This window comes from Solwaraspora sp. WMMB762 (assembly GCF_049179115.1).
Taxonomy (GTDB): domain Bacteria; phylum Actinomycetota; class Actinomycetes; order Mycobacteriales; family Micromonosporaceae; genus Micromonospora_E.
Map to the genome: position 1 here is coordinate 6,001,534 of NZ_JBMHMD010000001.1, position 22,431 is coordinate 6,023,964.

The window sequence follows — 22,431 nt, forward strand, 5'->3', positions numbered from 1 at the left end:
TGAACCGGCAAGGATCGGCATATGAAGGTTCTCTTCCTGGGTGGCCCGTGGCATGACCAACGTCGCGAGGTGACGCCCCGCCGCCTCGCCGCTGCCGCGGACACCTTGCCAACGCAGTACACGGTGCCGCTCCGACCCGGGGTCAAGCCCGTCACCTACACCCGCCGTTACGCCCGCAGTCAGGGCGAGCGGCTGCCGGTCTACGTCGCCCCCGACTATTCCGGCCCGGCCCGCGCCTGACAACTGCGGCGCCGACGCCCGAGCCGGCCACCGTCACCGGTCGAGCCCTCGCAGCCGGTCGGCCAGCTCTCGCTCGAAGAAGTCCAGGAAACCGTCCGGGTCGGGCCCGGCGTTCTGCAGCACGATGTGGTCGAAGCCGGCGTCGACGTACGGTTTGACCGCATCGAGGTGCACCGCCGGGTCCGGCCCTACGCTGAAGTGCGCGGCGATGTCGTCGGCGTCGACCATCGCCGAGGCCGCCTCGAAGTTGACCGGGTTGGGCAGCTCGCTCATCACCTTCCAGCCGGTCACCGCCCAACGGCTGGACTCCCAGGCAGCCTTGACCGCCTGCTCCTCGTCCACCGCCCAGGCCATCGGCACCTCGGCGTAGCGCGGTCCGGCGCCGCCGGCCCGCCGGTAGTGCTCGACGATCGAGCCCTTCGGCTCGGTGGCGAACAGTCCGTCGCCGAGCTCGGCGGCCAGCCGGGCGGACTCCGAGCCGCTGGCGGCCACCGCGATCACCGGCGGGGTCGGCGGCAGGTCGAACACTCGCGCGTCGTCGAGCTGCAGGTGCTTTCCCTGGTACGTGTGGTAGCCGCCGGACCAGAGCAGCCGGATGATCTCCAGCGCCTCGCGTAGCCGCTCGTGCCGCCCGTGCACACTCGGGAACGGCTCCCCGGTGACGTGCTCGTTGAGGCGTTCGCCGGCACCCACCCCGAGGGTGAACCGGCCGTCGGACAGCAGCGCCACGGTCGCCGCGGCCTGGGCGACGATCGCCGGGTGGTAGCGCAGGCTCGGGCAGGTCACGCCGGTGGCCAGCCCGAGCCGTTCGGTACGGGCGGCGATCGCGCCGAGCACGCTCCAGGTGAACGGCGAGTGGCCCTGGGAGTCCAGCCACGGGTGGAAGTGGTCGCTCATCTCGACGAAGTCGAACCCGGCCTGCTCGGCCCGGACCGCCTGGGCGATCAGGTCGGCCGGTCCGAACGCCTCGGTGGCCAGCTTGTAGCCGATCCGCATGTGTCTGCCCTTCCCCTGCTGGTCCCACCACGTCCGGTGACCGTGGCGCCGTCCGAGGTTTTCGTACCCTTGCCCGACGGATCTATTCGCGGTCGTGCTCGACCCGCAGTTGCCGCTTCGGGGCCGGGTCGGCGAGATGACCGACGGCGGATCAGAGCGCCGATCTTCGGCTCCGCGACGGTGGCGTCCTGGGTGACCTCGATCCGTTCCTCGCTGTCGACCGGCCAGACGGTCACCGCGAGGCGCCGTTCCGGAGCAACACTCTCAGCTTCTCGGTGATCGAGTAAGCGAATAAGCACACGAGCGCGCCCTGCTCGCCGGCCTGGCCGCGGCGATCGCACGCGAGCGGCGCCCGTGAGTTCATGACCGGGAGCCGGGCGTGGCGTCGCGTCCCGGGGTGACCAGGCCACTCTCGTACGCGACCACGACGGCCTGTGCTCGGCTGGCGAGGCCAAGCTTGGTCATCGCCCGATGTAGGTGGGTCTTGACCGTCGCCTCGCTGACCACCAGTCCGCGTGCGATGTCGCCGTTGGTCATGCCGGTGCCGACCAGCCGCAGCACCTCGATCTCGCGAGCGGTGAGCCCTCGCAGGTCAGGTAGCGGCGCTTGGGGGAGGTTGGAGTCTCGGGTGTATGCCTCGATCAGGCGTCTTGTGACCGTGGGGGCGAAGAGCATGTCACCGGCCGCCACGGTCTGGATGGCCGCGATGAGGCGCTCCGGTGGCGTGTCCTTGAGGAGAAATCCGCTGGCGCCGGCGCGCAGAGCGGCGTAGACGTACTCGTCCAGGTCGAACGTGGTCAGCACGAGGACCCGTGGACGGTGCGTCGCGTCGGCGAGGATGCGTTCGGTGGCGGTCACCCCGTTCAGGCGTGGCATCCGGATGTCCATCAGGATCACGTCCGGCCGGCGAGTCTCCGCCTGGATCACCGCCGCCTGGCCGTCCTCGGCCTCACCGGCCACGGTGAGCCCTGGCGCGGCATCAATCAACGCGGCCAGCCCGGCGCGAATCAGCACCTGGTCATCGACGACGAGCACGCTGGTCATCTACGGCCCTCCCCTGGCTCAGCCCACTCCGATTCCGCGGCCGCCGTGGGTAACGTGAGCAAGACCTCGAATCCACCTTGTGGCCGGCTGCGGGTGACGAGAGTTCCACCATAGACTCGGGCGCGTTCCCGCATCCCAATTAGTCCGTGCCCGGGCTTGGCGTCGTCTCGTGATTCGGCCATGCCGCGACCCGCATCGCTTACCCGAACCACGAATCGGTCGGCGTCGTAGTGCAGAGTCACAGTGGCGCAGGTCGGGCCGGCGTGCCGCAGGACGTTGGTCAGGCACTCCTGGATCACGCGATACGCGCACAGGTCAAGGCCGGCCGCGAGGGGGCGCGGCACGCCGACCACCACCACCTCGACCGGAACGCCCGCCCCGCGTACCCGCTCCACCAGTTCGTCGAGGCGGCCGATGCCCGGTGAGGGTTGGTAGGTCTCACCGTCGGGCGCACCGTCGACCTCGTCCGCGTCGACGCGCAGCACCGCCAGCACCCGACGCATCTCCCGCAACGCCTCGCCACTCGCCCGCAGGACCGTTTCCAGCGCGGTTCGCGAGGTTGCCGGGTCGGACTCGAGTACGTATTTGGCCAGCCCTGCCTGCACGGAGATGACCGACATGTGGTGCGCGACCACGTCATGCAGCTCTCGCGCGATGTGCACCCGCTCCTCGATGACCGCACGGCGGGCCCGCTCCTCGCGGTCGCGGCGCAACCGCTCCGCGAGTACGGCGAGGTGCCGGTTGCGCTCCGCCAGTTGCTGGGCGCGGTTCCCGAAGTGCCATACGACAGCAGTCCAGACCACGCTCTGCGCCAAGGCAGTCCACGCGGAGCCGGCGCCGAGGGCGACTCCACCGTAGAACCATACCGTGGCCACCACAACGGCGGCGGTCACGCTTGTCCGGGGTGACCGGTGGGCGGCCACCGTGTATAGCGCCAGCAGAGCTCCCGCGCTGTTCACCACGGGCCAGTAGCCGGTGGCGATATACCCCACCCAGAGTGTGCAGTACAGGAGCAGTACGGAGCTGGGAGCCCGCCGGCGCGCCGCCAGAGTCGCGTTGACCAGGCATGTCAGTGCGTAACCCACACCGTCGAGCTCGCGGAACTGCTCCGGCGGATCCTGCCGGCCGAGCGCCAGGCTGACCGCGGCGGTCGCCCCCGCCAACGCCACATCTACCAGCAGCGGATGCCGGTCCGAAAGTTGCCTCAGGTGCACTACCGCTCGCATGCCGGCGAAGGTTAACGGGGCGGGCGGCGGCGCCTACGACGAGGGTTTACCGGACGTGCTCTTTTTCAACCACTGGTAGCAATACGTCAATCGATGGATGGATGATGTCGCACGGCATGATTTCGTACCTTTGTTCCCAGCCACAGCCACTCACCGGAGGAGGCGAGGATGGGACGGCGAGGTCGGGTGACAGCACTTCCGTGGACCGGCTTGACCCTGACTGCCGCGTTGTTGGCGTCCGGATGTTCGGGGACCGCCGCGGAGGCGGACCACTCCCATGAAGTCCCGGACCTGCCGCCACCCGGGGCAGCCACCTCAATTGTCCTGCCACTGGACGACTATGTGATCAGCCCGGAGGAGCAGGAGCGGGCGGATCGAGCCCAGGCGGCACTGGAGGTGTCGTGTCTGAGCCGGTTCGGCCTGACCTGGTCCGGGCCGGCCGACTCGGACCTGTTGGTCGGCCGGGCGATACTCGCCGCAGGGCTGGCCGAGCGGTTTGGGCTCGTCGATGAGGCACAGGCAGTCGCGCATGGCTACCACCCGCCGCGCTGGAGCACACGGACGTTGATCGCCTCGCGGGAGCACGCTCACCACCACGAGCCTCCGGCGGATGTGGCCGAGGTGCTTTTCGGACAGGTATCCACTATTGATGGCGATTCGGTGCCGGCGGAGGGGTGCCGGGGTGAGGCCTCACGCCAGCTCTCGGCCAACACCCGTCCGCTGGCCACCACTTCGCTTGTCACGCGTCTGGAGGAGGAAGCGGCGCGGGAGGCCGCCACCGATGACCGGGTTACCGCGATGTTCGACGCGTGGAGCGCCTGCATGGCGGAGGCCGGCTACCACTACTCGACACCGATGAGTGCCGCCCGGGACCAACAATGGCGCCGCGCCCCGAAACCGTCGCCCCAGGAGGTCGCTGTGGCCGGAACGGACGTCGCCTGCAAGACAGCGGTCGGCTATCTGGACACCCTGGTGGATGCCACCGCCGAGTCCCAGCGAACCCTCATTGAGTCCCACGTTGACGAGCTGGATCGGGTGAAGCAGTCGCTCACCGTCGGGGCGCACAACGTCACCATGGCTCTCAGCTCGCACGTCCCGTCCGACCAGGGGAGGTGAAGGCCAACACATCGATGGGCGTCTGTCAATCGGAACTTGGATCGGAGAAGACTATGCGACGCAGGATCATCGCACTACTGGCCGCAATCGGCATCGGCACGGCGGCCTTGTTGGCCGCACCGACCCCGGCGAGTGCCTACGGGGTGAGCCAGGGCAACGACTACGCCCTACATTCGTACAACGGTAGGGTCCTCACCATCTGTGACGCGGAGAACGACGGGCACCGGGTCTGGGCGGGGTACTACACCACCGCATCGAACTCGTACCAGACCGCACCGGTAATCTACGGCAGCGACACGTCGGGCGTTGACTGCACCACGTACGAACTCTCCTATGTGCTGACGAACCTCCGGGTCGTTGAGGACAAACCGGGCAGCAGCAGTAACTACTACGGGTCGTGGCATGGCTACCCGGTAGCGGGTACCTGACAAGCTCCGGGCCAGGGCACTCACGGCAGCGTCGCTGATCATGGATGCCCTGGCCCGGCTGCGGTCCAGGTGCAGCAGGATGGAGTTTTGTGACCACCGATCCGCCTCTCCCGCTGCTCGGCCCGGCGGGCGTCGACCAGTTGCATCGGCGGAGACAAGTGCGCACCGGCCGGCAGATCCGTACCAGCAGACAGTGCCGACAGCACATTCATCGGATCGATATCGCCTGACGCTCGACATGAGCGCTCGCGGCGGCGAACTCCGGCCGCAGGATACCCAGGTAATCAACTGCCACTGAGTGCCGACCACCTCGTCGCGGGACAGAACCACCCGAATGGTCACAGCTTCGGTGGTAGTCGATCATTCCCAGTCCGGGTCACGGCGCAGCACCAGGGCACTGTTGAAGCCGTCGAAGCCACGGGCGGCGACCAGCGCGGCGTGCCCCGCGCACTCCCGTGGCGTACGGACGAAGTCCAGGTCGCAGCCGGGGGCCGGGCGGCGTGGCGCGGCGGTCGGCGGCAGCAGCCGGTGCCGCAGCGCCAGCAGCGCCGTCGCCACGTCCACCGCCGCACTACCCTGGTGCGCCCGCCCGGTCAGCGGCTTCGGCGTGGTCACCGGCGGCGGCGTCGGGCCGAAGACCGCCCGCACCGCACGCGCCTCGGCCCGGTCGAAACGCGGTACGCCGAGCGCGTCCGGCAGGCAGACGTCCACCTGGGCCGGAGCCACCCCGGCGGTCGCCAGCGCCCGGCGCATCGCCCGGGCGTACTGGTCGACGTCGCCGCCGGTGTGCCGGTCGGTGTGCCGGGCGTCGTGGCTGGCGCCCCAGCCGGCGACCTCGCCGTAGATCACCGGCGCACCCCGGGCCAACGCGTGCCCCAACTCCTCGACGACCAGTACCGCACCGCCCTCACCCGGCAGGTAGCCGGCGGCGTCGACGTCGAACGGCAGGTACGCCGACTCCGGGTCGGTGCCGGTGCTGAGCAGCCCGCTACGCAGCTGGCAGGCCAGCGCGTACGGGCTCAGCGCGCATTCGGTGGCACCGGCCAGCACCACGTCGGCGCCCCGCCGGATGGTCCGGGCGGCGTGCGCCAGGCTGTCCAGCCCGCCGGCCGCCTCGGCGACCAGCACCCCGCAGGCGCCCTTGAACTGGTGGGCGATGGAGAGCTGGCCGACACTGGCGGCGTAGAACCAGGCGATCGACTGGTACGCCCCGACGGTACGGCCGGGCCGGCTCCACAGCCGCTGCAGCTCGCGCTGGCCGAACAGGTTGCCGCCGGACGAGCTGGCCAGCGCCACCGCGTACCGGTCGGGGTCGTCGGCGGTGTCCGGCAGCCCGGCGTCGGCCAGCGCCAGCCGGGTGCCGGCGAAACCGAGATGGGTCCACCGGTCGGTCTGCACCGCCCGCCGGTTGTCGGTCCACTGCAGCACGTCGAAGTCGGCCACCTCGCCAGCCAGGGTGACCGGGTACGGCGCCGGGTCGAACAGGGTGATCCGCCCGGTGCGGAACTGCCCGGCCAGGGTCGCCTTCCAGTGCGCGTCGGCACCGAGTCCGGTCGGCGCCACCACGCCGATCCCGGTGACCACCGCCCGCCGGCCGGGCACCGCGGCCCGCTGACCGGGCAGCGCGGCCGGGGGGCCGTCGGCGCTCACCGTACTGTCCTCTCCGGTCGGGCGAAGACCATCGCCGACTGGAATCCGCCGAATCCGCTGCCGACCGACAACGCGACGTCGACCGGTAGCTCACGAGCGGTGTTCGGGACGTAGTCCAGGTCGCATTCCGGGTCGCGGGTGCGCCAGTTCGCGGTTGGCGGGACCACCCCGTGCGCCATGGCGAGCGCGCAGGCCGCCATCTCGATCGAGCCGATCGCGCCGAGTGAATGCCCGATCATCGATTTGATCGAACTGACCGGCACCCGGTACGCCGCGTCTCCGAGCGCCCGTTTGAACGCGGCTGTCTCGTGCCGGTCGTTCTGTCGGGTGCCGGAGCCGTGTGCGCTGACGTACGACACGTCGTCCGGGTTGAGCCGGGCCTGGTTCATCGCGTCCACGACGGCCAGTGCCATCTCCGCGCCGTCCGGGCGCAGCCCGGTCATGTGGTAGCCGTTGCTGCGGGTGGCGTACCCGCCGATCTCGCAGTAGATCCGCGCGCCGCGCCGCCGCGCGTGGTCCAGCTCCTCCAGCACCAGCACGGCGGCCCCTTCGGCGAGTACGAAGCCGTGCCGGTCGTTGTCGAACGGCCGGCTGGCGTGCGCCGGGTCGTCGTTGTCCGGGCTGGTCGCCCCGATCGCGTCGAACGACGCGACGGTGACCGGGGAGATCGGCGAGTCGGCGGCACCGGCGAGCATCACGTCCGCGTCCCCGTCGACGATCAACTGGTGGGCGTAGCCGATCGCGTCGATGCCGGAGGTGCAGCCGGTGGAGATCACCTGCGCCGGCCCGTGCAGCCCGTGCCGGCAGGCCACGTCGGCGGCCAGGCTGCTGGGCACCAGCGCCTGATAGAGGTACGGCATGGTGCAGTCCGGGTCGACCAGCCAGTGGCTGCCCGCGTCGCTGGCCACCACGTACTCCTGCTCCAAAGCCACGGTGCCGCCGACCGCCGAGCCGAGCGCCACCCCGGCCCGCTGCCGGCCGGCGTCGTCGAGGCACAGCCCGGCGTCGGCGACCGCCTCGATCGAGCAGGCGAGGGCGAACTGGACGTACCGGTCGGCCCGTCGCCGCTCGCGCGGGCCGAGCCCGGCTTCCGCCGGGTCGAAGTCGCATTCGGCGGCGATCTGGGACCGGAACGGGGACGGGTCGAAGACGGTGATCCGGCGGGTCGCGGTACGCCCGGCGGTGATCGTCGCCCAGAACGCCTCCCGGGTGGCGCCGCCGGGGGCGACTACCCCGACACCGGTCACGACGGTACGCCGGAGCGACCCGGCCGCGGTCACGGCCGGTGCCCGTTGGGTGTTGTGGTCCGGGTGCGCGGCACCGGCCGGGGGCCGGACCTGGCGGTGTCCCGACCTGCCCCGGCGGCGTCCGGACCGGGGCCGAGCACCGCCGGTCCCTCGGTGTCGACGTGGCCGAGTTCGGGGCGCGGCGCCAGCGGGCTCAGGTGGAAGACCACTTCGGCCGGCCCTTTGCTGACGTTGCGCAGCCGGTGCCGGGTGTTCATCGGCACGAACAGCCCTTCGGCGCGGTGCACCGCCACCGGCAGGTCGTCCAGGTCGACGACGATCTCGCCGCGCGCGACGTAGAGGAACTCCTCGCTGTACGGATGGTAGTGCTCGGCGATGCGTTCGCCGGGGCGCAGCACCGCCAGGCCGAGGAAGCCGGAGGTGCTGCCGACCGTGCGTGGGCCGAGCAGGACCCGGAGTTCGCCGCCGCGTCGACGGTCGGCGGCGAGGTCGCGGGCGGCGACGAGCCGTGGATCGTTCATGGGGTGCCTCCGGCGGGGTCTGCGGTACGGGCCAGGGTTTCGATCCGGTCGCGGATGATGTCCAGCTGGATCCGGCTGTTGGTGTTGATCCGTTCGGTCATGCCGGCGTTGTCGAGCGGCGCGGTCGGTCGCATGGCGAAGTCCTGCACCCAGGTCATCCGGGTGCCGCCGGGGACCTCCGCGTAGTCCCAGCGGATCCGCATGTACTCGAACGGTCCGGTCTCCACCCGGTGGGCCAGCACCCGGCGGCGGTCCCGGTCGGCGGTGCGTTCGCTGACCCAGCTCCAGACCGTCCCGTTCTCGTCCGGGTGCATGGTCAGCCGGAACCGCACGGTGTCCCCGTGCCGGTGCACGATCTGCACCGACGCGTACTCGGTGAACAGGTCGGGCCACCGGTCGACGTCATTGGTGACCGCCCAGACGAGATCCAACGGGGCGGCGATCACCACGCTGTTCTCGGTGTGCCCGGGCGGCGGCCCGGTGGCGTCCACGGCGGCCACTGTGGACGGGCCGGTGTCCGAGGCAGCCCCGGCGGCCGCGTCGCCGGCGATTTCGTCGGCGACCAGTTCGGCGATCTCGCCGATGGTCAGGCCCGCGCTGTCCGGCGGGATCCGCACCCGGTACCGGTCGGCGACCACGGCCTGCAGCTCCAGCAACGCCAGTGAGTCCAGGCCGAGCTCGGCCAGGGACGCCGCCGGGGTGTCGGCGGCGCCGGCCGGGTCGAGCCCGCAGTTGCGTACCAGGATCGCGGTGATGTCCGCGGCGGTGACCTTCGGCTGATCGTCGGTGATGCTCATCCGCTCCTCCTCGGGCGTGTGTGGTCAGGCCGTACGGGTCTGCGACGGCTCGTCGAGCAGCCGGCCGACCAGGCCGGTCGAGAGCCGTCCTTTGCGGAACATGGCGTCGTCCAGCACCCGGCGCAGGAACGGGATGGTGGTGTGGACGCCGGGGCCGCGTACGTCGAATTCGCTCAGCGCGCGTTCCATCCGGTTGAGCGCCAGTTCCCGGTCCGGCGCCCAGACGACGACCTTGGCCAGCAGCGGGTCGTAGTGCGGTCCGACGACGTACCCGGTGTTGCCGTGGGTGTCGACCCGGGTGAACGGGCCGCCGGGGATCTCGAAGCGGTCCAACCGGCCAGGTGTCGGGGTGAATCCGCGTTGCGGGTCCTCGGCGTTGACCCGACATTCGACCGCGACGCCCCGGGGCCGGATGTCCGGCTGGCGCAGCCGCAGCGGGGTGCCGCAGGCGATGTGGATCTGTTCCTGCACCAGGTCCACCCCGGTGATCATCTCGGTGACCGGGTGTTCCACCTGGATCCGGCAGTTGATCTCGATGAAGTGGAACTGGTCGTTCTCGTCGACCAGGAACTCGAAGGTGCCAGCGCCGACGTAGCCGACCGCGAGCGCGCCGCGCAGCGCCACCGCGGCCATCTCGTCGAGCATCGCCGCAGGCAGCGTAGGTGCCGGCCCCTCCTCGATCAGCTTCTGATGCCGTCGCTGCACCGAGCAGTCCCGGGTGCCCAGGTGCACCCCGTTGCCGTGGCCGTCGCAGAGTACCTGCACCTCGACGTGCCGGGCCTGGGTGAGGAACCGTTCCAGGTAGACCCGGTCGTCGCCGAAGACCGCCCGGGCGGTCTGCCGGGTCCGGTGGTACGCCGGCGCCAGGTCCGCCTCGTCGGTGACCACCGTCATGCCCCGGCCGCCGCCACCCGCCGCGGCCTTGATGATCACCGGATAGCCGATTTCGGCGGCGACCGTGGCGGCGTGGGCACTGCTGGGCACCGGCTCCCGGCTGCCCGGCGGCAGCGGCAGACCGGCCGCGCCGAGCACGTCCCGGGCCTTGGCCTTGTCCCCGAGGGCCAGCATCACCTGCGGCGGTGGGCCGATGAAGACCAGTCCGTTCTCCGCGCAGATGTCGGCGAAGTCGGCGTCCTCGGAGAGGAACCCGTATCCGGGGTGTACGGCCTGGGCGCCGGTGCGCCGGGCCGCTTCGACGATCGCCGCCGCGTTGAGGTAGCTGGCCCGGCTCGGCGCCGGGCCGATCTGCACCGCCTCGTCGGCGAACCGGACCACCGCCGAGTCGCGGTCCGCGGTGGAGTGCACCGCTACGGTCCGTACGCCGAGTTCCCGGCAGGCCCGGGCGACCCGCAGCGCGATCTCTCCCCGGTTGGCGATCAGAATCTTCTCGAACACGCTCACCGCCTCCTCAGCCCGGTGCCACGATGATCAGCGGCTGGTCGAACTCGACCGGTTCGCCGTCGCCGGCCAGGATCTCCACGACGACCCCTGGCCGGTCGGTGGTGATCTCGTTCATCAGCTTCATCGCCTCGACGATTCCGATCACCTGACCCGGCTCGATCGAGTCGCCGACATCGACGAATGGCGTTCCGCCGGGCTCTGCGGCCCGGTAGAACGTGCCGACGATCGGTGACCCGATCCGGTGCCCGGCCGCTGGCGTGGCCTGGTCCGCTGGCGTGGCCTGGTCCGCTGGCGTGGCGTGGTCCGCTGGCGGTGCGGTCAGTCCGGCCGCTGGGGTCGGTCCGGATGCGGCCGTGTCGGCCGGAGACGACGGTGGGGCCGCGACCGGCGTCGTCCGGTCGTGCCACTCGATCTCGATCACCGTGTCGCCGTGCCGGACCTGGACCCGGCGCAGCGGACCGGTGAGTTGACCGACCAGCGCCCGGGTCTGCTCGGCGAGTCGGCGCAGCTGACCGCCCGGATCCGACCCGGCCGGGGTTCCGTTGGCGGCGGCACTGGTCATCGCGGCATCACCTGGATCGTCGGCTCGGTGTCGGGCTGCGGTACGCCGGCGTCGACGGTGCCCGCCCCGTACCGGCGGAACCGTCGGGATCGTCGACGCAGCAGGTCGGTGATGGGTACGGCGAGCAGGTCGGACAGTGCGGCGGTCAGCGCCGCCCGTACCCGGTCGGCGGCGCCGGCCGGATCGCGCTGCGCGCCGCCGGGTGGTTCGCCGACGATGCCGTCGGCGACGCCGAGGCGTACCAGGTCGGGCGCGGTGAGCTGGAGCGCGGCGGCGGCCCGGGGCGCGGCGGCCCGGTCGTGGAACAGGATCGCGGCGCAACCCTCGGGACTGATCACCGAGTAGACGGCGTTCTGCAGCAGCAACACCCGGTCGGCGACGGCCAGCGCGAGCGCTCCGCCGCTGCCACCCTCGCCGGTGACGACGGCGACCACCGGGGTGGGCAGCCGGGCCAGGGTGCGTAGGCAGGTGGCGATCGCGGCGGCCTGGCCCTGTTCCTCGGCGTCGACCCCCGGATGTGCGCCCGGGGTGTCGATCAGGGTGACCACCGGCAGTCCGAGCCGGGCGGCGAGCCCCATCACCCGTAACGCCTTGCGGTAGCCGGCCGGGCTGGCCATGCCGAAATTGCGGGCCAGCATCTCCCGGGCGTCGTGGCCCTTCTGCTGCCCGATGACGGCGATCGGCTGGTCGCCGAGCCGGGCCAGTCCGGCGACGATCGCCGGGCAGTCCGCGCCGAGCCGGTCGCCGTGCAGTTCGACGAAGCCGTCGAACGCCGTTCGCAGATAGTCCAGAGTGGTCGGCCGGGCCAGGTCCCGGGCGGTACGCACCGACTGCCAGGCGGTCGGCGTCGGTCCGGTGCGGGGTGTCGGTGCCGTGCGGTGTGCGGGCTCGGCCCGCCCGGCGGGCGCGGCCAGCGGACCTGCTCCGGCCCGGCCACCCGCAGCCAGCGCGAGCAGGGCGCGCAGCCGGGGGCGTAGGTCGTGGCGTTCGACGACCATGTCGACCTGGCCGTGCCGGAGCAGGAACTCCGCGGTCTGGAAACCGGGGGGCAACGCTTGGCGGATCGTCTCCCGGATCACCCGGGGGCCGGCGAACCCCATCCGGGCGCCGCGTTCGGCGATCACCAGGTCGGTGTTGGTGGCGAACGAGGCTGCGACGCCGCCGTACGTCGGATCGGTGACGACGCTGACGGTGAGCAGTCCGGCGGCGCGCAGTTCGGCGATCGCGCAGCTGACCGTCGCCATCTGCATCAGCGCCAGGACGCCCTCCTGCATCCGCGCCCCGCCGGAGGCGGTGACCAGCACCAGCGGATCCCGGGCGGCGAGTGCCTCCTCGGCGGCGCGGGTGATCAACTCGCCGGTGGCGCAGCCGAGGCTGCCGCCGAGGAACCGGAAGTCCATCACCGCCAGGACGGCCCGATGCCCGCCGATTCGGGCGGTGCCGCACACCACCGCCTCCGCCAGGCCGGTCGCCGCCCGCGCCTGGGCCAGCCGTCGCCGGTACGGCATCGAGTCGACGAACCCCAACGGGTCCACCTCGGCGGCGCGGTCGGCGAGCCTGGTGAAGCTGTCGGGGTCGACCAGCTGTCCGATCCGTTCCGCCGCGGTCAACCGCTGGTGGTGTCCACACTCGGGGCAGACCTCCAGGTTGCGGCGCATCCGTCGCCGGTAGACCAGTGCGTGGCAGGCGCGGCAGCGCAGCCAGCGGTTGCGGCCCGGGGCCGCCACGGTGGTCATCGGGGCCGACCGGTGGGTGCGTCCCAGTGGTAGAACCGGTGTGCCATCGCGTCCCGGGGCGACCGCCAGGTCGCCAGGTACGGGCTGATGTAGCTGGCGAGCCGGCGGCTGACCTCGTCGAACTCGGGGTGTCGCCGGGCGGCGGCCACCGCGTCCGGTCCGGTCTCGTCGGTCTCGATCAGGTGCACGTACAGGTCGTGCAGCCGGTATAGCGACCGGTGTCGTACCCCGGCCAGGTGGGGCAGGTCGGTCAGGTCCGATTCGGCGAAGATCTCCGCGACCTGCTGCTCCGCGTCGGGGACCACCTTGGCGATGATCAGCGAGCGATCCATGGTTCCTCCCAGCGGCGTCGGGCCCGGTCCTGGCCAACCTTGCCGCCGTCGGCGTCACCGGCGCGTTGTCCGTACCGCCCGGGTCATCGCCCGTCGGTGACGCCGACGTGACGGACTATGAGTACAGTGCGTGATCGTTCTCAATGTGCGTCGGGACCACTGGCGGTCGTTGAGATTGACAAAATCCCAGGTCAGACGGGATTGAATCGGTGGGTCGAGCGAATCGGGTAGCCGACTGTGTGTTGACTGAGAGTAATCGTGATTGATAATCTTCGTGACGCGATGACGTGATGCAAGGGCGGCGACCGGTGACTGACGTGTGCAGGGGGTTCGGCCGTGACGTCAGAGGCAGGCAACGCGGGGGCATCATTCCGACTGCTGCTCCTCGGCGGCTTCCGTTTGATCCACCAGCACGAGACCGTGTCGATCCCCCGTGGACTGCAGCGGATCGTCGCGGTGATCGGGCTGCGACCCGGCGCCACCCGTGCCCACCTGGCCGGTCTGCTCTGGCCGGAAGCCGCCGAGGACCGCGCACTGTCCTCGCTGCGTACCGCACTGTGGCGGCTGCGTCAGGAGCCGAACTGCCCGCTGCGGACCGCTGGCGACACCGTCCGGCTCGACCAGCGGGTCCAGGTCGACGTCGACGACCTGGTCCGGACCGCCGCGCGGGTGCGCGACGGTGGGGATCCGCGGCTGGCCGACGCGGTGCTCACCGCCGCCCGGCACGACCTGCTGCCCGGCTGGTACGACGACTGGGTGCTGCTGGAACGGGAACGGCTACGGCAACTGCGGCTGCACCTGCTCGAGCACATCGCCCGCTCCCATCTGGACGCCGGCCGGCACGACGAGGCGCTGCAGGCCGCACTGGAAGCGGTCGGTGCCGAACCGTTGCGGGAGACCCCGCACCGGCTGATCGTGCAGATCCATCTCGCCGAGGGCAACGCCTACGAGGCGCTGCATGCCTTCTACGCGTACCGCGATCTGGCCCTGCGGGAGCTGCGGCTGGAACCGTCCCCGGCGATGGCCGCGCTGATCGGCGACATCCTCACCCCGATCCGGGACGCGCCGGCCCGGCGCACGCTCGACCGGCGTCGGCCGGGTGAGTCGGCGTCCGGCCCGGTCAGCCCTCGCCCGGCCCGCTGACCCGTCCGGCGTCACCGCCGAGCGAGACCCGGACCAGGGCAGCGGCGAACCGGGGCAGGTCGCGCTCACCCACCAGGGCGGCCAGCCGCTGCGGCGAGGTCGGCAGATCCAGCTTGCGGGCCCCGGTCACCACCCGCTTGTCCAGGTACGGACGCAGTCCGGGCCAGACTGCCTGCGCCTCGCGCAGGAAGATGTCCGCTCCGGTCGGGCCGATGCCGGGGAACGCGGTGAGCAACCGGCGCAGCACGGTCGGGTCGTCACCGCCCTCAGCGTGCAGCCGCCGCAGGTCACCGCCCCACCGCTGGTGGCACAGTTCGGCTCCGTCGCCGAGCATCGTGGCGGTCCGTTCGTCGTACCGCCGGTAGTGGCCCCGGCCGAGCGCGTCGACCCGGTCCTGCCAACTGGCCCCGCACATCGCCGCCGGCGTGCGGTAGCCGGCCGCGAACAGCTCCCGGGCGCCGGCGACCGCGACCCCGGCCGAGATCCGGGCGCTGAGCAGGGTGGCCAGCACCAGCAGCTGGTACAGCGGTGCCGGCCGGTCGGCCAGGGCGATACCCGCCTCGGCGCTGAACGTCCGGCCCTGCCGGTCGAGCAGCGCGTCGACCGCGCGTACCTGCCGATTCGCCATCGTGGCAACCCCCGTTCCCGGCCGACGAGGTACCCCCGGCGGCGCGGACCAAACGGGAGCAGCCCGCCGCGCCCCCGACGGTGTCGCCGGTCAGTTCGGCGTCGGGGGTCAGCCCACGTCGCTCGGCACCAGATCCCCGGTGCCGACGCCGTCACCGTTTACCGGCCTGCCGACGCGGTCACCGTTCACCGGCCCGCCGGCTTGGGCGATCCGCAGCGCCTCCACCAGGTCGCGGTACAGCTCGTCGGTGGCCAACAGCGTCCGGTGGTCGCCGTACGCCCGGATCCGCCCGCTGTCCATCACCACGATGATGTCGGCGTCGATGACGGTGGAGAGCCGGTGCGCGATGGTGACCACCGCGCCGTTGCCGGCCTGCTCCCGGATGCAGTCGTGGATGGCCGCCTCGGTGAGTCCGTCGACCTGGGCTGTCGCCTCGTCGAGCAGCAGGACGTCCGGCCGCCGCAGGATCGCCCGGGCCAGTGCGATCCGCTGCCGCTGTCCGCCGGACATCGACGACGGAGTGAGCAGGGTGTCCAGCCCGTCGCCGAGCGAGTCGATCTTCTCGGTCAGCCGGACCGCGTGCAGCGCGCGGTGGATCTCCCCGTCGGTGGCGTCCGGATGGGTGAACAGCAGGTTCTCCCGGATGGTGCCGGGGATCACCGGGGTGTCCTGCTCGACGTACGCCAGCCGGCTCCGGACCTGCTCGTGGCCCAGCGACGGGTACGGTCGACCGTCGAGCAGCAGTTCGCCCCGCTGCGGTACGAGGAACCGCAGGATCAGCGAGAAGAGAGTGGTCTTGCCGGCGCCGGACGGGCCGACGACGGCCAGGTGCCCACGGCGTGGCACGGCGAGATCGATGTCGTGTACCGCAGCCGGCAGGTCGGGTCCGTAGCCGGCGGTGACCTGCCGTAACTCCAGCACCGGTCGGTCGGTGTCGGCGGTCGCCCGACCCGCCCGGCGGGCCGCCGGCTCCGGGCTTGTCCCCGGCTCCGGGCGGGCCGCCGGCGCCGGTGTAGCGGTCGGGTCGGCCTCGGCCGGCATCGCCTCGACCTGCCGGATCCGACCGGCGGCGGCGATCCCGGACTGCAGCGCGGTGAGGTGCCGGCTCAGCGTGGTGACCGGCTCCATCAGTCCGAACGCGTACAGCAGGAACGCGATCAGGCTGGAGACCGGCAGTGCGCCGGTGCCGACCCGCCAGGCACCGAGACCGAGGATCGTGATGATGGCCAACTGGATGCCGGCCCAGGCGACGGTCCAGGCGAGGGCTTCGCGGCGGATGGCCGCGATGTTCTGCCGGGCCGACTCGTGGGCCTCGCCGACGATCCGCTCCGACTGGCGCTGCTCGGCCCGGCTCACCTTGACCGTGCGGATCGCCCGCAACGTGCCCTCCAGCGCCGCGCCCAACTTGCCGACATGCTCCTGGGCGCGTTCGCGCGCCTTGGCGATGCCCGGCAGCAACAGGCTGAACAGGACGGTCATCCCGGCGACCGAGGCGACGGTGGCGCCGAGCAGTACCAGGTCGAGCACGGCCATCAGCACCAGCGTGCCGACGAGCCGCACCGAGCCGTTGATCAGGCCGATCACGCTCGACGAGGCGGCTTCGCGCAGCAGCACCGTGTCCGAGGTGACCCGGGTGACGAACTCGCCGGTGGGCCGGGCGGTGACGGCCGGCACGGTGGCCCGGAACAGTCGGCGCACCATCGACTGGCGGGCGTCGAGGATCACCCGTTCACCGACGGTGCCGAGCAGGATCCACTGCCACAGCCAGATCACGACACCCAGGACGAGCAGCCCGAGCAGCGCGAGCACCGGGCCGCGCAGCGACGCCGCCCCGGTCAGGGTGTCCAGCACCCATTTGGTGACCATCGGGGTGGCGAGGCCGGCGGCGGAGCCGATCAGAGCGAGGAACAGGCCGAGGCCCAGCGCGCGGCGGTGCGGCCGGGCGAACGACCAGAGCAGGCGGAGCCGGGGCAATCGGCGGTCGGCGACGGGGGGTTCGGCGGTCTGCGCGACGGTCACACCATCAAGTGGACCACGGCCCGTTCCAGCTGGACCCCGGCGGTTGGTGGCGCGGCGCTGCCCGACGGGCGTTCAGGTGCGCCCCTGACTCGCATCTGCAAGGTGAAACTGTCTTTCGCATCGCAGGTGCGAGAGGATAACGTCTGGTCCGTGACGACCTACCGGATCGGCGACGCCGCCGAACTGCTCGGCGTGAGCGTCGACACCGTGCGGCGCTGGGTGGACGCCGGCAAACTCGCCGCTGCCCGGGACGGCAACGGTCACCGGATGATCGCCGGCGTCGATCTGGCGGCCTTCGCCCGCGCCCTCGCCGACGACCCCGACGAGGGCGTCGGCCGGTCGTCGGCCCGTAACCGGATGCGCGGCATCGTCACCGCGGTCACCCGTGACACCGTGATGGCCCAGGTCGACATCCAGGCCGGCCCGTTCCGGATCGTCTCGCTGATGAGCAGCGAAGCCGTCGACGAACTCGGCCTGACCGTCGGCACCACCGCCACCGCCGTCGTCAAGTCCACCAACGTCGTCGTCGAACGGGGCAACTGATGCGCCGCCGCGCCGGCTCCCTCGCCCTGGTGGCCGCCACCGCGCTGCTGGCCGCCGGCTGCGCCACCGGCACCGGCACGGGCACCGGCACCGGCACCGGCACCGGATCAGTCTCCGACGGTGCCCGGGACGACGCCGTAGCCGGCGTCACCGGCCCACTCACCGTGCTGGCCGCCGCCTCGCTCACCGACGCGTTCACCCGGATCGGAGCCGACTTCGAGGCGGCCAACCCCGGGGTGTCCGTCACCTTCAGCTTCGCCGGCAGCTCCCAGCTCGCCCAGCAGATCACCGCCGGGGCACCCGCCGACGTGTTCGCCGCCGCCAGCCCGGCCACCATGGCAACGATCGTCTCCGCCGGCGAGGCAGCCGGCGAGGCAGCCGTCTTCGCCCGCAACCAGTTGGTCATCGCGGTCCCGGACGGCAACCCGGCCGGGGTCACCGGGCTGGCCGACCTCACCAGGTCCGGCGTCAAGGTCGCCCTCTGTGCCGAGCAGGTGCCATGCGGGGCGGCCGCCCGTACCGCGCTCGACGCCGCCGGCAGCGACCTCGTCCCGGTCACCTTCGAACGGGACGTCCGCGCCGCGCTGTCCAAGGTCCGCCTCGGCGAGGTCGACGCCGCCGTCGTCTACCGCACCGACGCGGCCGTCGCCGCCGACGAGGTCGACGCCGTCGAGTTCGCCGAGTCCGCCCAGGCGATCAACGACTACCCGATCGTCACCCTGGCCGCCGCCGCCAACCCGCCGGCCGGGGAGGCCTTCGTCGGGTACGTCCGCTCCGCCGCCGGCCAGGCCGTCCTGACCGCCGCCGGCTTCCAGAGTCCGTGACCGTGACCGCGCCGCCCGCCGTCAGCCGGCGACGTCGCCGCACCGACCGGCGGCCGCCGGTCTTCCTCGCCCTGCCCGCCCTGGCCGGGCTGGCCTTCCTGACGCTGCCGCTGGCCGGGCTGCTGCTGCGTACCCCGTGGGGGCAGCTGCCGGCCCGGCTCACCGCGCCCGGCGTCCTCGACGCGCTTCGGCTGTCGCTGCTCACCGCCACCGCTGCCACCGTCCTGTGCCTGCTGCTCGGCGTACCGCTGGCCTGGCTGCTGGCCCGCACCCGGTTTCCCGGCCGGAGTCTGATCCGCGCCCTGGTCACCGTGCCGCTGGTGCTACCGCCGGTGGTCGGCGGCGTCGCGCTGTTGCTCGTCTACGGCCGGCGCGGCCTGGTCGGCGGTTGGCTGGACAGCGCATTCGGGGTGACCCTGCCGTTCACCACCACCGCCGTCGTGCTCGCCGAAGCGTTCGTCGCCATGCCGTTCCTGATCATCGCGGTCGAGGGCGCGCTGCGCGGTGCCGACCCCCGGTACGAGGAGGCCGCCGCCACCCTCGGGGCCAGCCGGTGGACCACGTTCCGCCGAGTCACCCTGCCGATGGTCGGCCCTGGGATCGCCGCCGGTTCGGTGCTGTGCTGGGCGCGGGCGCTCGGCGAGTTCGGTGCCACCATCACCTTCGCCGGCAACTTCCCCGGCCGTACGCAGACCATGCCGCTCGCCGTCTACCTCGCCCTGGAGCAGGACCTCGACGCCGCGATCGTGTTGAGCCTGCTGCTGCTGACCGTCTCCGTGGTGATCCTCGCCGGGCTGCGCGACCGCTGGGTCGGTGGTCTGCGGTGACCACCCGGCGACGGGCCGACCCCGACCCCGTACCCGACCCGGGGCCGGCGGCGGCGCTCGACGCGCATCTGGTGGTCCGCCGCGCCGGGTTCACCCTCGACCTGCGGCTGACCGTCGCCGCCGGGGAGGTGGTCGCGCTGCTCGGGCCCAACGGCGCCGGCAAGACCACGGCGTTGCGGGCCCTCGCCGGGCTGCAGCCGCTGCACGCCGGCCACCTGCGCCTCGGTGACCGGACGCTGGACCAGCCGGAGGCTGGGGTGCTGGTGGCACCGGAGCACCGGCCGATCGGCGTGGTCTTCCAGGACTATCTGCTGTTTCCGCACCTGACCGCGCTGGACAACGTGGCGTTCGGGCCGCGCAGCCACGGCGTGCCGCGTCGCGTCGCGCGGGAGGCGGCGGCTGGCTGGCTGGACCGGGTCGGGCTGACCGAGCACGCCCGCCGCCGGCCCCGGGAACTGTCCGGCGGGCAGGCGCAGCGGGTCGCGTTGGCCCGGGCGCTCGCCGTACGCCCGCAACTGCTGCTGCTCGACGAGCCGCTCGCCGCGCTCGACGCCCGGACCCGCGCGGAGACCCGCGCCCACCTGCGGCAGCACCTCGCCGCGCACACCGGCGTCGCGGTGCTGGTCAGCCACGATCCGTTGGACGCGATGATGCTCGCCGACCGGCTGGTGATCGTCGAGGACGGCCGGCTGGTGCAGTCGGGTGACGCGGCCACCGTCACCGCCCGCCCGCGCAGCGAATACGTGGCCCGGCTGGTCGGGCTCAACCTCTACCGGGGCAGCGGGGACGGTGTCACCGTCACGCTGCCCGGCGGCTTCCGGCTGGTCGCCGCCGAGCCGCAGCGCGGCGACGTGTTCGTGGCGTTCCCGCCGTCGGCGGTGGCGCTCTACCGGCAGCGTCCGGACGGCAGCCCGCGTAACTCGTGGCCGGCGACCGTCAGCAGCGTCGCCCGCAACGGCGACCGGCTGCGGGTCGAGCTGGCCGGGCCGTTACCGGTCGGAGCGGACGTCACCGCGGCGGCGGCCGCGCACCTCGACCTGCGTCGCGGCGAGCGGGTGTGGGCGACCCTCAAGGCGACCGAGGTGGCCGGATATCCGGCGGACCCGGACCGTACGATTCTCGGTGGAAGCCAGGCTTCCGACGGCAATTCGTCTCCAGGAGGGAATCCAGGTGAGCACCGGGGTCGAGACGCGTGAGTTCCAGGCCGAGGCGCGCCAGCTCTTGCAGCTGATGGTCCATTCGATCTACTCGAACAAGGACATCTTCCTGCGCGAGTTGATCTCGAACGCCTCCGACGCGCTGGACAAACTGCGCTTGCAGGCGCTGGTCGACAAGGATCTCGACGTCGACACGTCTGACCTGCACATCGAGATCGAGGCCGACCGCGAACAGCGCACCCTCACCGTGCGGGACAACGGCATCGGCATGTCCCGGGACGAGGTGGTCAGCCTGATCGGCACGATCGCCAAGTCCGGCACGGCCGAGTTGCTGCGCAAGATGAAGGAATCCAAGGAAGCCGCCGCGCAGGAGCTGATCGGGCAGTTCGGGGTCGGCTTCTACGCCACCTTCATGGTCGCCGACCGGGTCGTGCTGACCACCCGGCGGGCCGGGGAGACCGAGGCGACCCGCTGGGGGTCGTCCGGCGAGGGCACCTACACCATCGAGACGCTCGACGAGGCGCCTCAGGGCACCACGGTCACCCTGCACCTCAAGCCCGAGGACAAGGACGACCAGCTGCACGACTACACCGAAGAGTGGAAGATCCGGGAGATCGTCAAGCGGTACTCGGACTTCATCGCCTGGCCGATCCGCACCACCACCGAGCGTCCCGGTGAATCCGACGGTGAGACCACCAGCGAGGTGGTCACCCTCAACTCGATGAAGGCGCTGTGGGCGCGGCCCCGTTCCGAGGTCACCGACGACGAGTACAAGGAGTTCTACAAGCACGTCAGCCACGACTGGAACGACCCGCTCGACATCATCCACATGAAGGCCGAAGGCACCTTCGAGTACGAGGCGTTGCTGTTCGTGCCGGCGCAGGCGCCGTTCGACCTGTTCATGCGGGACGCCCGGCGCGGCGTGCAGCTGTACGTCAAGCGCGTGTTCATCATGGACGACTGCGAGGCGCTGATCCCGGAGTACCTGCGGTTCATCAAGGGCGTCGTCGACGCGCAGGACCTGTCGTTGAACATCAGCCGGGAGATCCTGCAGCAGGACCGGCAGATCCAGCTGATCCGGCGGCGGCTGGTGAAGAAGGTGCTCTCCTCGCTCAAGGAGCTGATGGACAACGACGCCGACCGGTACCGCACGTTCTGGACCCAGCTCGGCCGGGCGGTGAAGGAAGGCCTGCTCAACGACTACGAGAACCAGCGGGCGATCCTGGACATCTCGTCGTTCGCCTCGACCCATGACCCGGAGCAGTTGACCACCCTGGCCGGGTACATCGAGCGGATGCCCGACGGTCAGGAGGACATCTACTACATGACCGGCGAGTCCCGGACGATGATCGAGAACTCGCCGCACATGGAGGCGTTCAAGGCCAAGGGGTACGAGGTCCTGCTGCTCACCGACCCGGTCGACGAGATGTGGGTCGAGTCGGTCGCCGACTACGATGGCAAGAAGCTGCGGTCGATCGCCAAGGGCCAGGTCGACCTGGCCGGCGACGACGACACCGCCGAGTCCGACCCGGAGCGGGAACAGCAGAAGGAAACGTACGCCCCGCTGCTGTCCTGGCTGGGCCAGACGCTCGACGAGCAGGTCAAGGAGGTACGGCTGTCCACCCGGCTGACCACCTCGCCGGCCTGCCTGGTCGGCGACGCCGCGGACATGACCCCGGCGCTGGAGCGGATGTACCGGGCGATGGGTCAGGACGGGCCGAAGATCAAGCGGATCCTGGAGCTGAACCCGACCCACCCGCTGGTCACCGGCCTGCGCGAGGCGTACGGTGCCCGCTCCGACGATCCGGCGCTGGCCGAAACCGCCGAGCTGCTGTACGGCACCGCGCTGCTCGCCGAGGGCGGTGAACTCGACGACCCCGCCCGGTTCGCCAAGCTGCTCGCCGACCGACTGGCCCGTACCGTCTGAACCGCCGGACGTCGGGTTCCCCCGGCGGGCGTCGACCCGCTGGGGGACGCCCGCCGACCGGACCCGC

General features: G+C 71.7%; 21 protein-coding genes and 1 pseudogene. 9 read left to right on the forward strand and 13 right to left on the reverse strand.

Annotated features, from left to right (window positions below):
* Positions 1-21: 21 nt before the first annotated feature.
* The gene (locus ACN27J_RS26955; protein WP_278174201.1) at positions 22-240 is read left to right on the forward strand and encodes a hypothetical protein; all 219 of its coding nucleotides are present in this window, start codon (positions 22-24) and stop codon (positions 238-240) included.
* Positions 241-273: 33 nt separating this feature from the next.
* On the opposite strand, the gene ACN27J_RS26960 is transcribed toward ACN27J_RS26955, so the two are convergent.
* From ACN27J_RS26960 to ACN27J_RS26970, 3 genes are all read right to left on the reverse strand, one after another.
* Positions 274-1,236, reverse strand: coding sequence for a TIGR03557 family F420-dependent LLM class oxidoreductase (locus ACN27J_RS26960; RefSeq protein ID WP_421370470.1), 963 nt, complete (start codon positions 1,234-1,236; stop codon positions 274-276).
* Between the two features lie 360 nt (positions 1,237-1,596).
* Positions 1,597-2,280, reverse strand: a complete 684-nt coding sequence (locus ACN27J_RS26965) for a response regulator (RefSeq protein WP_421370471.1) — start codon at positions 2,278-2,280, stop codon at positions 1,597-1,599.
* Positions 2,277-3,506, reverse strand: coding sequence for a sensor histidine kinase (locus ACN27J_RS26970; protein ID WP_421370473.1), 1,230 nt, complete (start codon positions 3,504-3,506; stop codon positions 2,277-2,279). The genes ACN27J_RS26965 and ACN27J_RS26970 overlap by 4 nt, the downstream gene beginning before the upstream one ends.
* Positions 3,507-3,716: 210 nt before the next feature.
* Between ACN27J_RS26970 and ACN27J_RS26975 the strand changes: the two genes are divergently transcribed.
* A complete protein-coding gene (locus tag ACN27J_RS26975; RefSeq protein ID WP_421370474.1) occupies positions 3,717-4,622 on the forward strand; it encodes a hypothetical protein in 906 nt (301 codons plus the stop codon).
* A gap of 53 nt (positions 4,623-4,675) precedes the next feature.
* The gene (locus tag ACN27J_RS26980; protein ID WP_421370476.1) at positions 4,676-5,050 is read left to right on the forward strand and encodes a hypothetical protein; all 375 of its coding nucleotides are present in this window, start codon (positions 4,676-4,678) and stop codon (positions 5,048-5,050) included.
* A 360-nt stretch (positions 5,051-5,410) separates the two neighbouring features.
* Here ACN27J_RS26980 and ACN27J_RS26985 read toward each other — a convergent pair whose 3' ends face one another.
* From ACN27J_RS26985 to ACN27J_RS27020, 8 genes and pseudogenes are all read right to left on the reverse strand, one after another.
* Complete coding sequence (locus ACN27J_RS26985) at positions 5,411-6,652, reverse strand: beta-ketoacyl synthase N-terminal-like domain-containing protein (protein WP_421372514.1); 1,242 nt, start codon at positions 6,650-6,652, stop codon at positions 5,411-5,413.
* Between the two features lie 44 nt (positions 6,653-6,696).
* Complete coding sequence (locus ACN27J_RS26990; protein ID WP_421370478.1) at positions 6,697-7,980, reverse strand: beta-ketoacyl-[acyl-carrier-protein] synthase family protein; 1,284 nt, start codon at positions 7,978-7,980, stop codon at positions 6,697-6,699.
* Positions 7,981-8,096: 116 nt separating this feature from the next.
* Positions 8,097-8,468: pseudogene (locus tag ACN27J_RS26995) on the reverse strand (cupin domain-containing protein); the annotation flags it as partial.
* Positions 8,465-9,265 (reverse strand): SRPBCC family protein, encoded by an 801-nt coding sequence (locus ACN27J_RS27000; RefSeq protein WP_421370480.1) that lies wholly within the window; start codon positions 9,263-9,265, stop codon positions 8,465-8,467. The gene ACN27J_RS27000 and the pseudogene ACN27J_RS26995, both read right to left, overlap by 4 nt.
* Before the next feature lie 24 nt (positions 9,266-9,289).
* Entirely contained in the window at positions 9,290-10,660 is a 1,371-nt protein-coding gene (locus tag ACN27J_RS27005) for an acetyl-CoA carboxylase biotin carboxylase subunit (RefSeq protein WP_421370482.1), read from the reverse strand.
* 13 nt (positions 10,661-10,673) lie between these two features.
* Entirely contained in the window at positions 10,674-11,228 is a 555-nt protein-coding gene (gene accB, locus ACN27J_RS27010; protein ID WP_421370484.1) for an acetyl-CoA carboxylase biotin carboxyl carrier protein, read from the reverse strand.
* Entirely contained in the window at positions 11,225-12,964 is a 1,740-nt protein-coding gene (gene accA, locus ACN27J_RS27015; RefSeq protein ID WP_421370486.1) for an acetyl-CoA carboxylase carboxyl transferase subunit alpha, read from the reverse strand. The genes accB and accA overlap by 4 nt, the downstream gene beginning before the upstream one ends.
* Positions 12,961-13,296, reverse strand: a complete 336-nt coding sequence (locus ACN27J_RS27020) for a TcmI family type II polyketide cyclase (protein WP_416593545.1) — start codon at positions 13,294-13,296, stop codon at positions 12,961-12,963. Before ACN27J_RS27020 ends, accA begins: the two co-directional genes overlap by 4 nt.
* Before the next feature lie 336 nt (positions 13,297-13,632).
* Between ACN27J_RS27020 and ACN27J_RS27025 the strand changes: the two genes are divergently transcribed.
* Entirely contained in the window at positions 13,633-14,439 is an 807-nt protein-coding gene (locus ACN27J_RS27025) for an AfsR/SARP family transcriptional regulator (protein ID WP_421370488.1), read from the forward strand.
* On the opposite strand, the gene ACN27J_RS27030 is transcribed toward ACN27J_RS27025, so the two are convergent.
* A complete protein-coding gene (locus ACN27J_RS27030; RefSeq protein ID WP_421370490.1) occupies positions 14,417-15,067 on the reverse strand; it encodes a hypothetical protein in 651 nt (216 codons plus the stop codon). The genes ACN27J_RS27025 and ACN27J_RS27030 overlap by 23 nt on opposite strands.
* A 108-nt stretch (positions 15,068-15,175) precedes the next feature.
* A complete protein-coding gene (locus ACN27J_RS27035) occupies positions 15,176-17,086 on the reverse strand; it encodes an ABC transporter ATP-binding protein (RefSeq protein WP_421370492.1) in 1,911 nt (636 codons plus the stop codon).
* Between the two features lie 150 nt (positions 17,087-17,236).
* On the opposite strand from ACN27J_RS27035, the gene ACN27J_RS27040 reads away from it, so the two are divergent.
* From ACN27J_RS27040 to htpG, 5 genes are read left to right on the forward strand one after another with little or no spacing between them, the layout of a single operon-like run.
* The gene (locus ACN27J_RS27040; RefSeq protein WP_416593549.1) at positions 17,237-17,629 is read left to right on the forward strand and encodes a TOBE domain-containing protein; all 393 of its coding nucleotides are present in this window, start codon (positions 17,237-17,239) and stop codon (positions 17,627-17,629) included.
* Positions 17,629-18,453 carry a molybdate ABC transporter substrate-binding protein gene (gene modA / locus ACN27J_RS27045; RefSeq protein WP_421370495.1) on the forward strand — a complete coding sequence of 275 codons (825 nt, stop codon included), beginning with the start codon at positions 17,629-17,631 and terminating at the stop codon, positions 18,451-18,453. Before ACN27J_RS27040 ends, modA begins: the two co-directional genes overlap by 1 nt.
* 2 nt (positions 18,454-18,455) lie before the next feature.
* Positions 18,456-19,280 carry an ABC transporter permease gene (locus ACN27J_RS27050; protein WP_421370497.1) on the forward strand — a complete coding sequence of 275 codons (825 nt, stop codon included), beginning with the start codon at positions 18,456-18,458 and terminating at the stop codon, positions 19,278-19,280.
* Positions 19,277-20,476, forward strand: a complete 1,200-nt coding sequence (locus ACN27J_RS27055; protein WP_421370499.1) for an ABC transporter ATP-binding protein — start codon at positions 19,277-19,279, stop codon at positions 20,474-20,476. The genes ACN27J_RS27050 and ACN27J_RS27055 overlap by 4 nt, the downstream gene beginning before the upstream one ends.
* Before the next feature lie 34 nt (positions 20,477-20,510).
* Positions 20,511-22,364, forward strand: a complete 1,854-nt coding sequence (htpG, locus tag ACN27J_RS27060) for a molecular chaperone HtpG (protein ID WP_421372517.1) — start codon at positions 20,511-20,513, stop codon at positions 22,362-22,364.
* The last annotated feature ends 67 nt before the right edge of the window (positions 22,365-22,431 follow it).

Bases quoted from the DNA above. Each gene is read 5' to 3' on its own strand.
- ACN27J_RS26955 (WP_278174201.1), top strand. From the start codon at position 22: ATGAAGGTTCTCTTCCTGGGTGGCCCGTGGCATGACCAACGTCGCGAG.
- ACN27J_RS26960 (WP_421370470.1), bottom strand. From the start codon at position 1,236: ATGCGGATCGGCTACAAGCTGGCCACCGAGGCGTTCGGACCGGCCGAC.
- ACN27J_RS26965 (WP_421370471.1), bottom strand. From the start codon at position 2,280: ATGACCAGCGTGCTCGTCGTCGATGACCAGGTGCTGATTCGCGCCGGG.
- ACN27J_RS26970 (WP_421370473.1), bottom strand. From the start codon at position 3,506: ATGCGAGCGGTAGTGCACCTGAGGCAACTTTCGGACCGGCATCCGCTG.
- ACN27J_RS26980 (WP_421370476.1), top strand. From the start codon at position 4,676: ATGCGACGCAGGATCATCGCACTACTGGCCGCAATCGGCATCGGCACG.
- ACN27J_RS27000 (WP_421370480.1), bottom strand. From the start codon at position 9,265: ATGAGCATCACCGACGATCAGCCGAAGGTCACCGCCGCGGACATCACC.
- accB (WP_421370484.1), bottom strand. From the start codon at position 11,228: ATGACCAGTGCCGCCGCCAACGGAACCCCGGCCGGGTCGGATCCGGGC.
- accA (WP_421370486.1), bottom strand. From the start codon at position 12,964: ATGACCACCGTGGCGGCCCCGGGCCGCAACCGCTGGCTGCGCTGCCGC.
- ACN27J_RS27020 (WP_416593545.1), bottom strand. From the start codon at position 13,296: ATGGATCGCTCGCTGATCATCGCCAAGGTGGTCCCCGACGCGGAGCAG.
- ACN27J_RS27030 (WP_421370490.1), bottom strand. From the start codon at position 15,067: ATGGCGAATCGGCAGGTACGCGCGGTCGACGCGCTGCTCGACCGGCAG.
- modA (WP_421370495.1), top strand. From the start codon at position 17,629: ATGCGCCGCCGCGCCGGCTCCCTCGCCCTGGTGGCCGCCACCGCGCTG.
- htpG (WP_421372517.1), top strand. From the start codon at position 20,511: ATGGTCCATTCGATCTACTCGAACAAGGACATCTTCCTGCGCGAGTTG.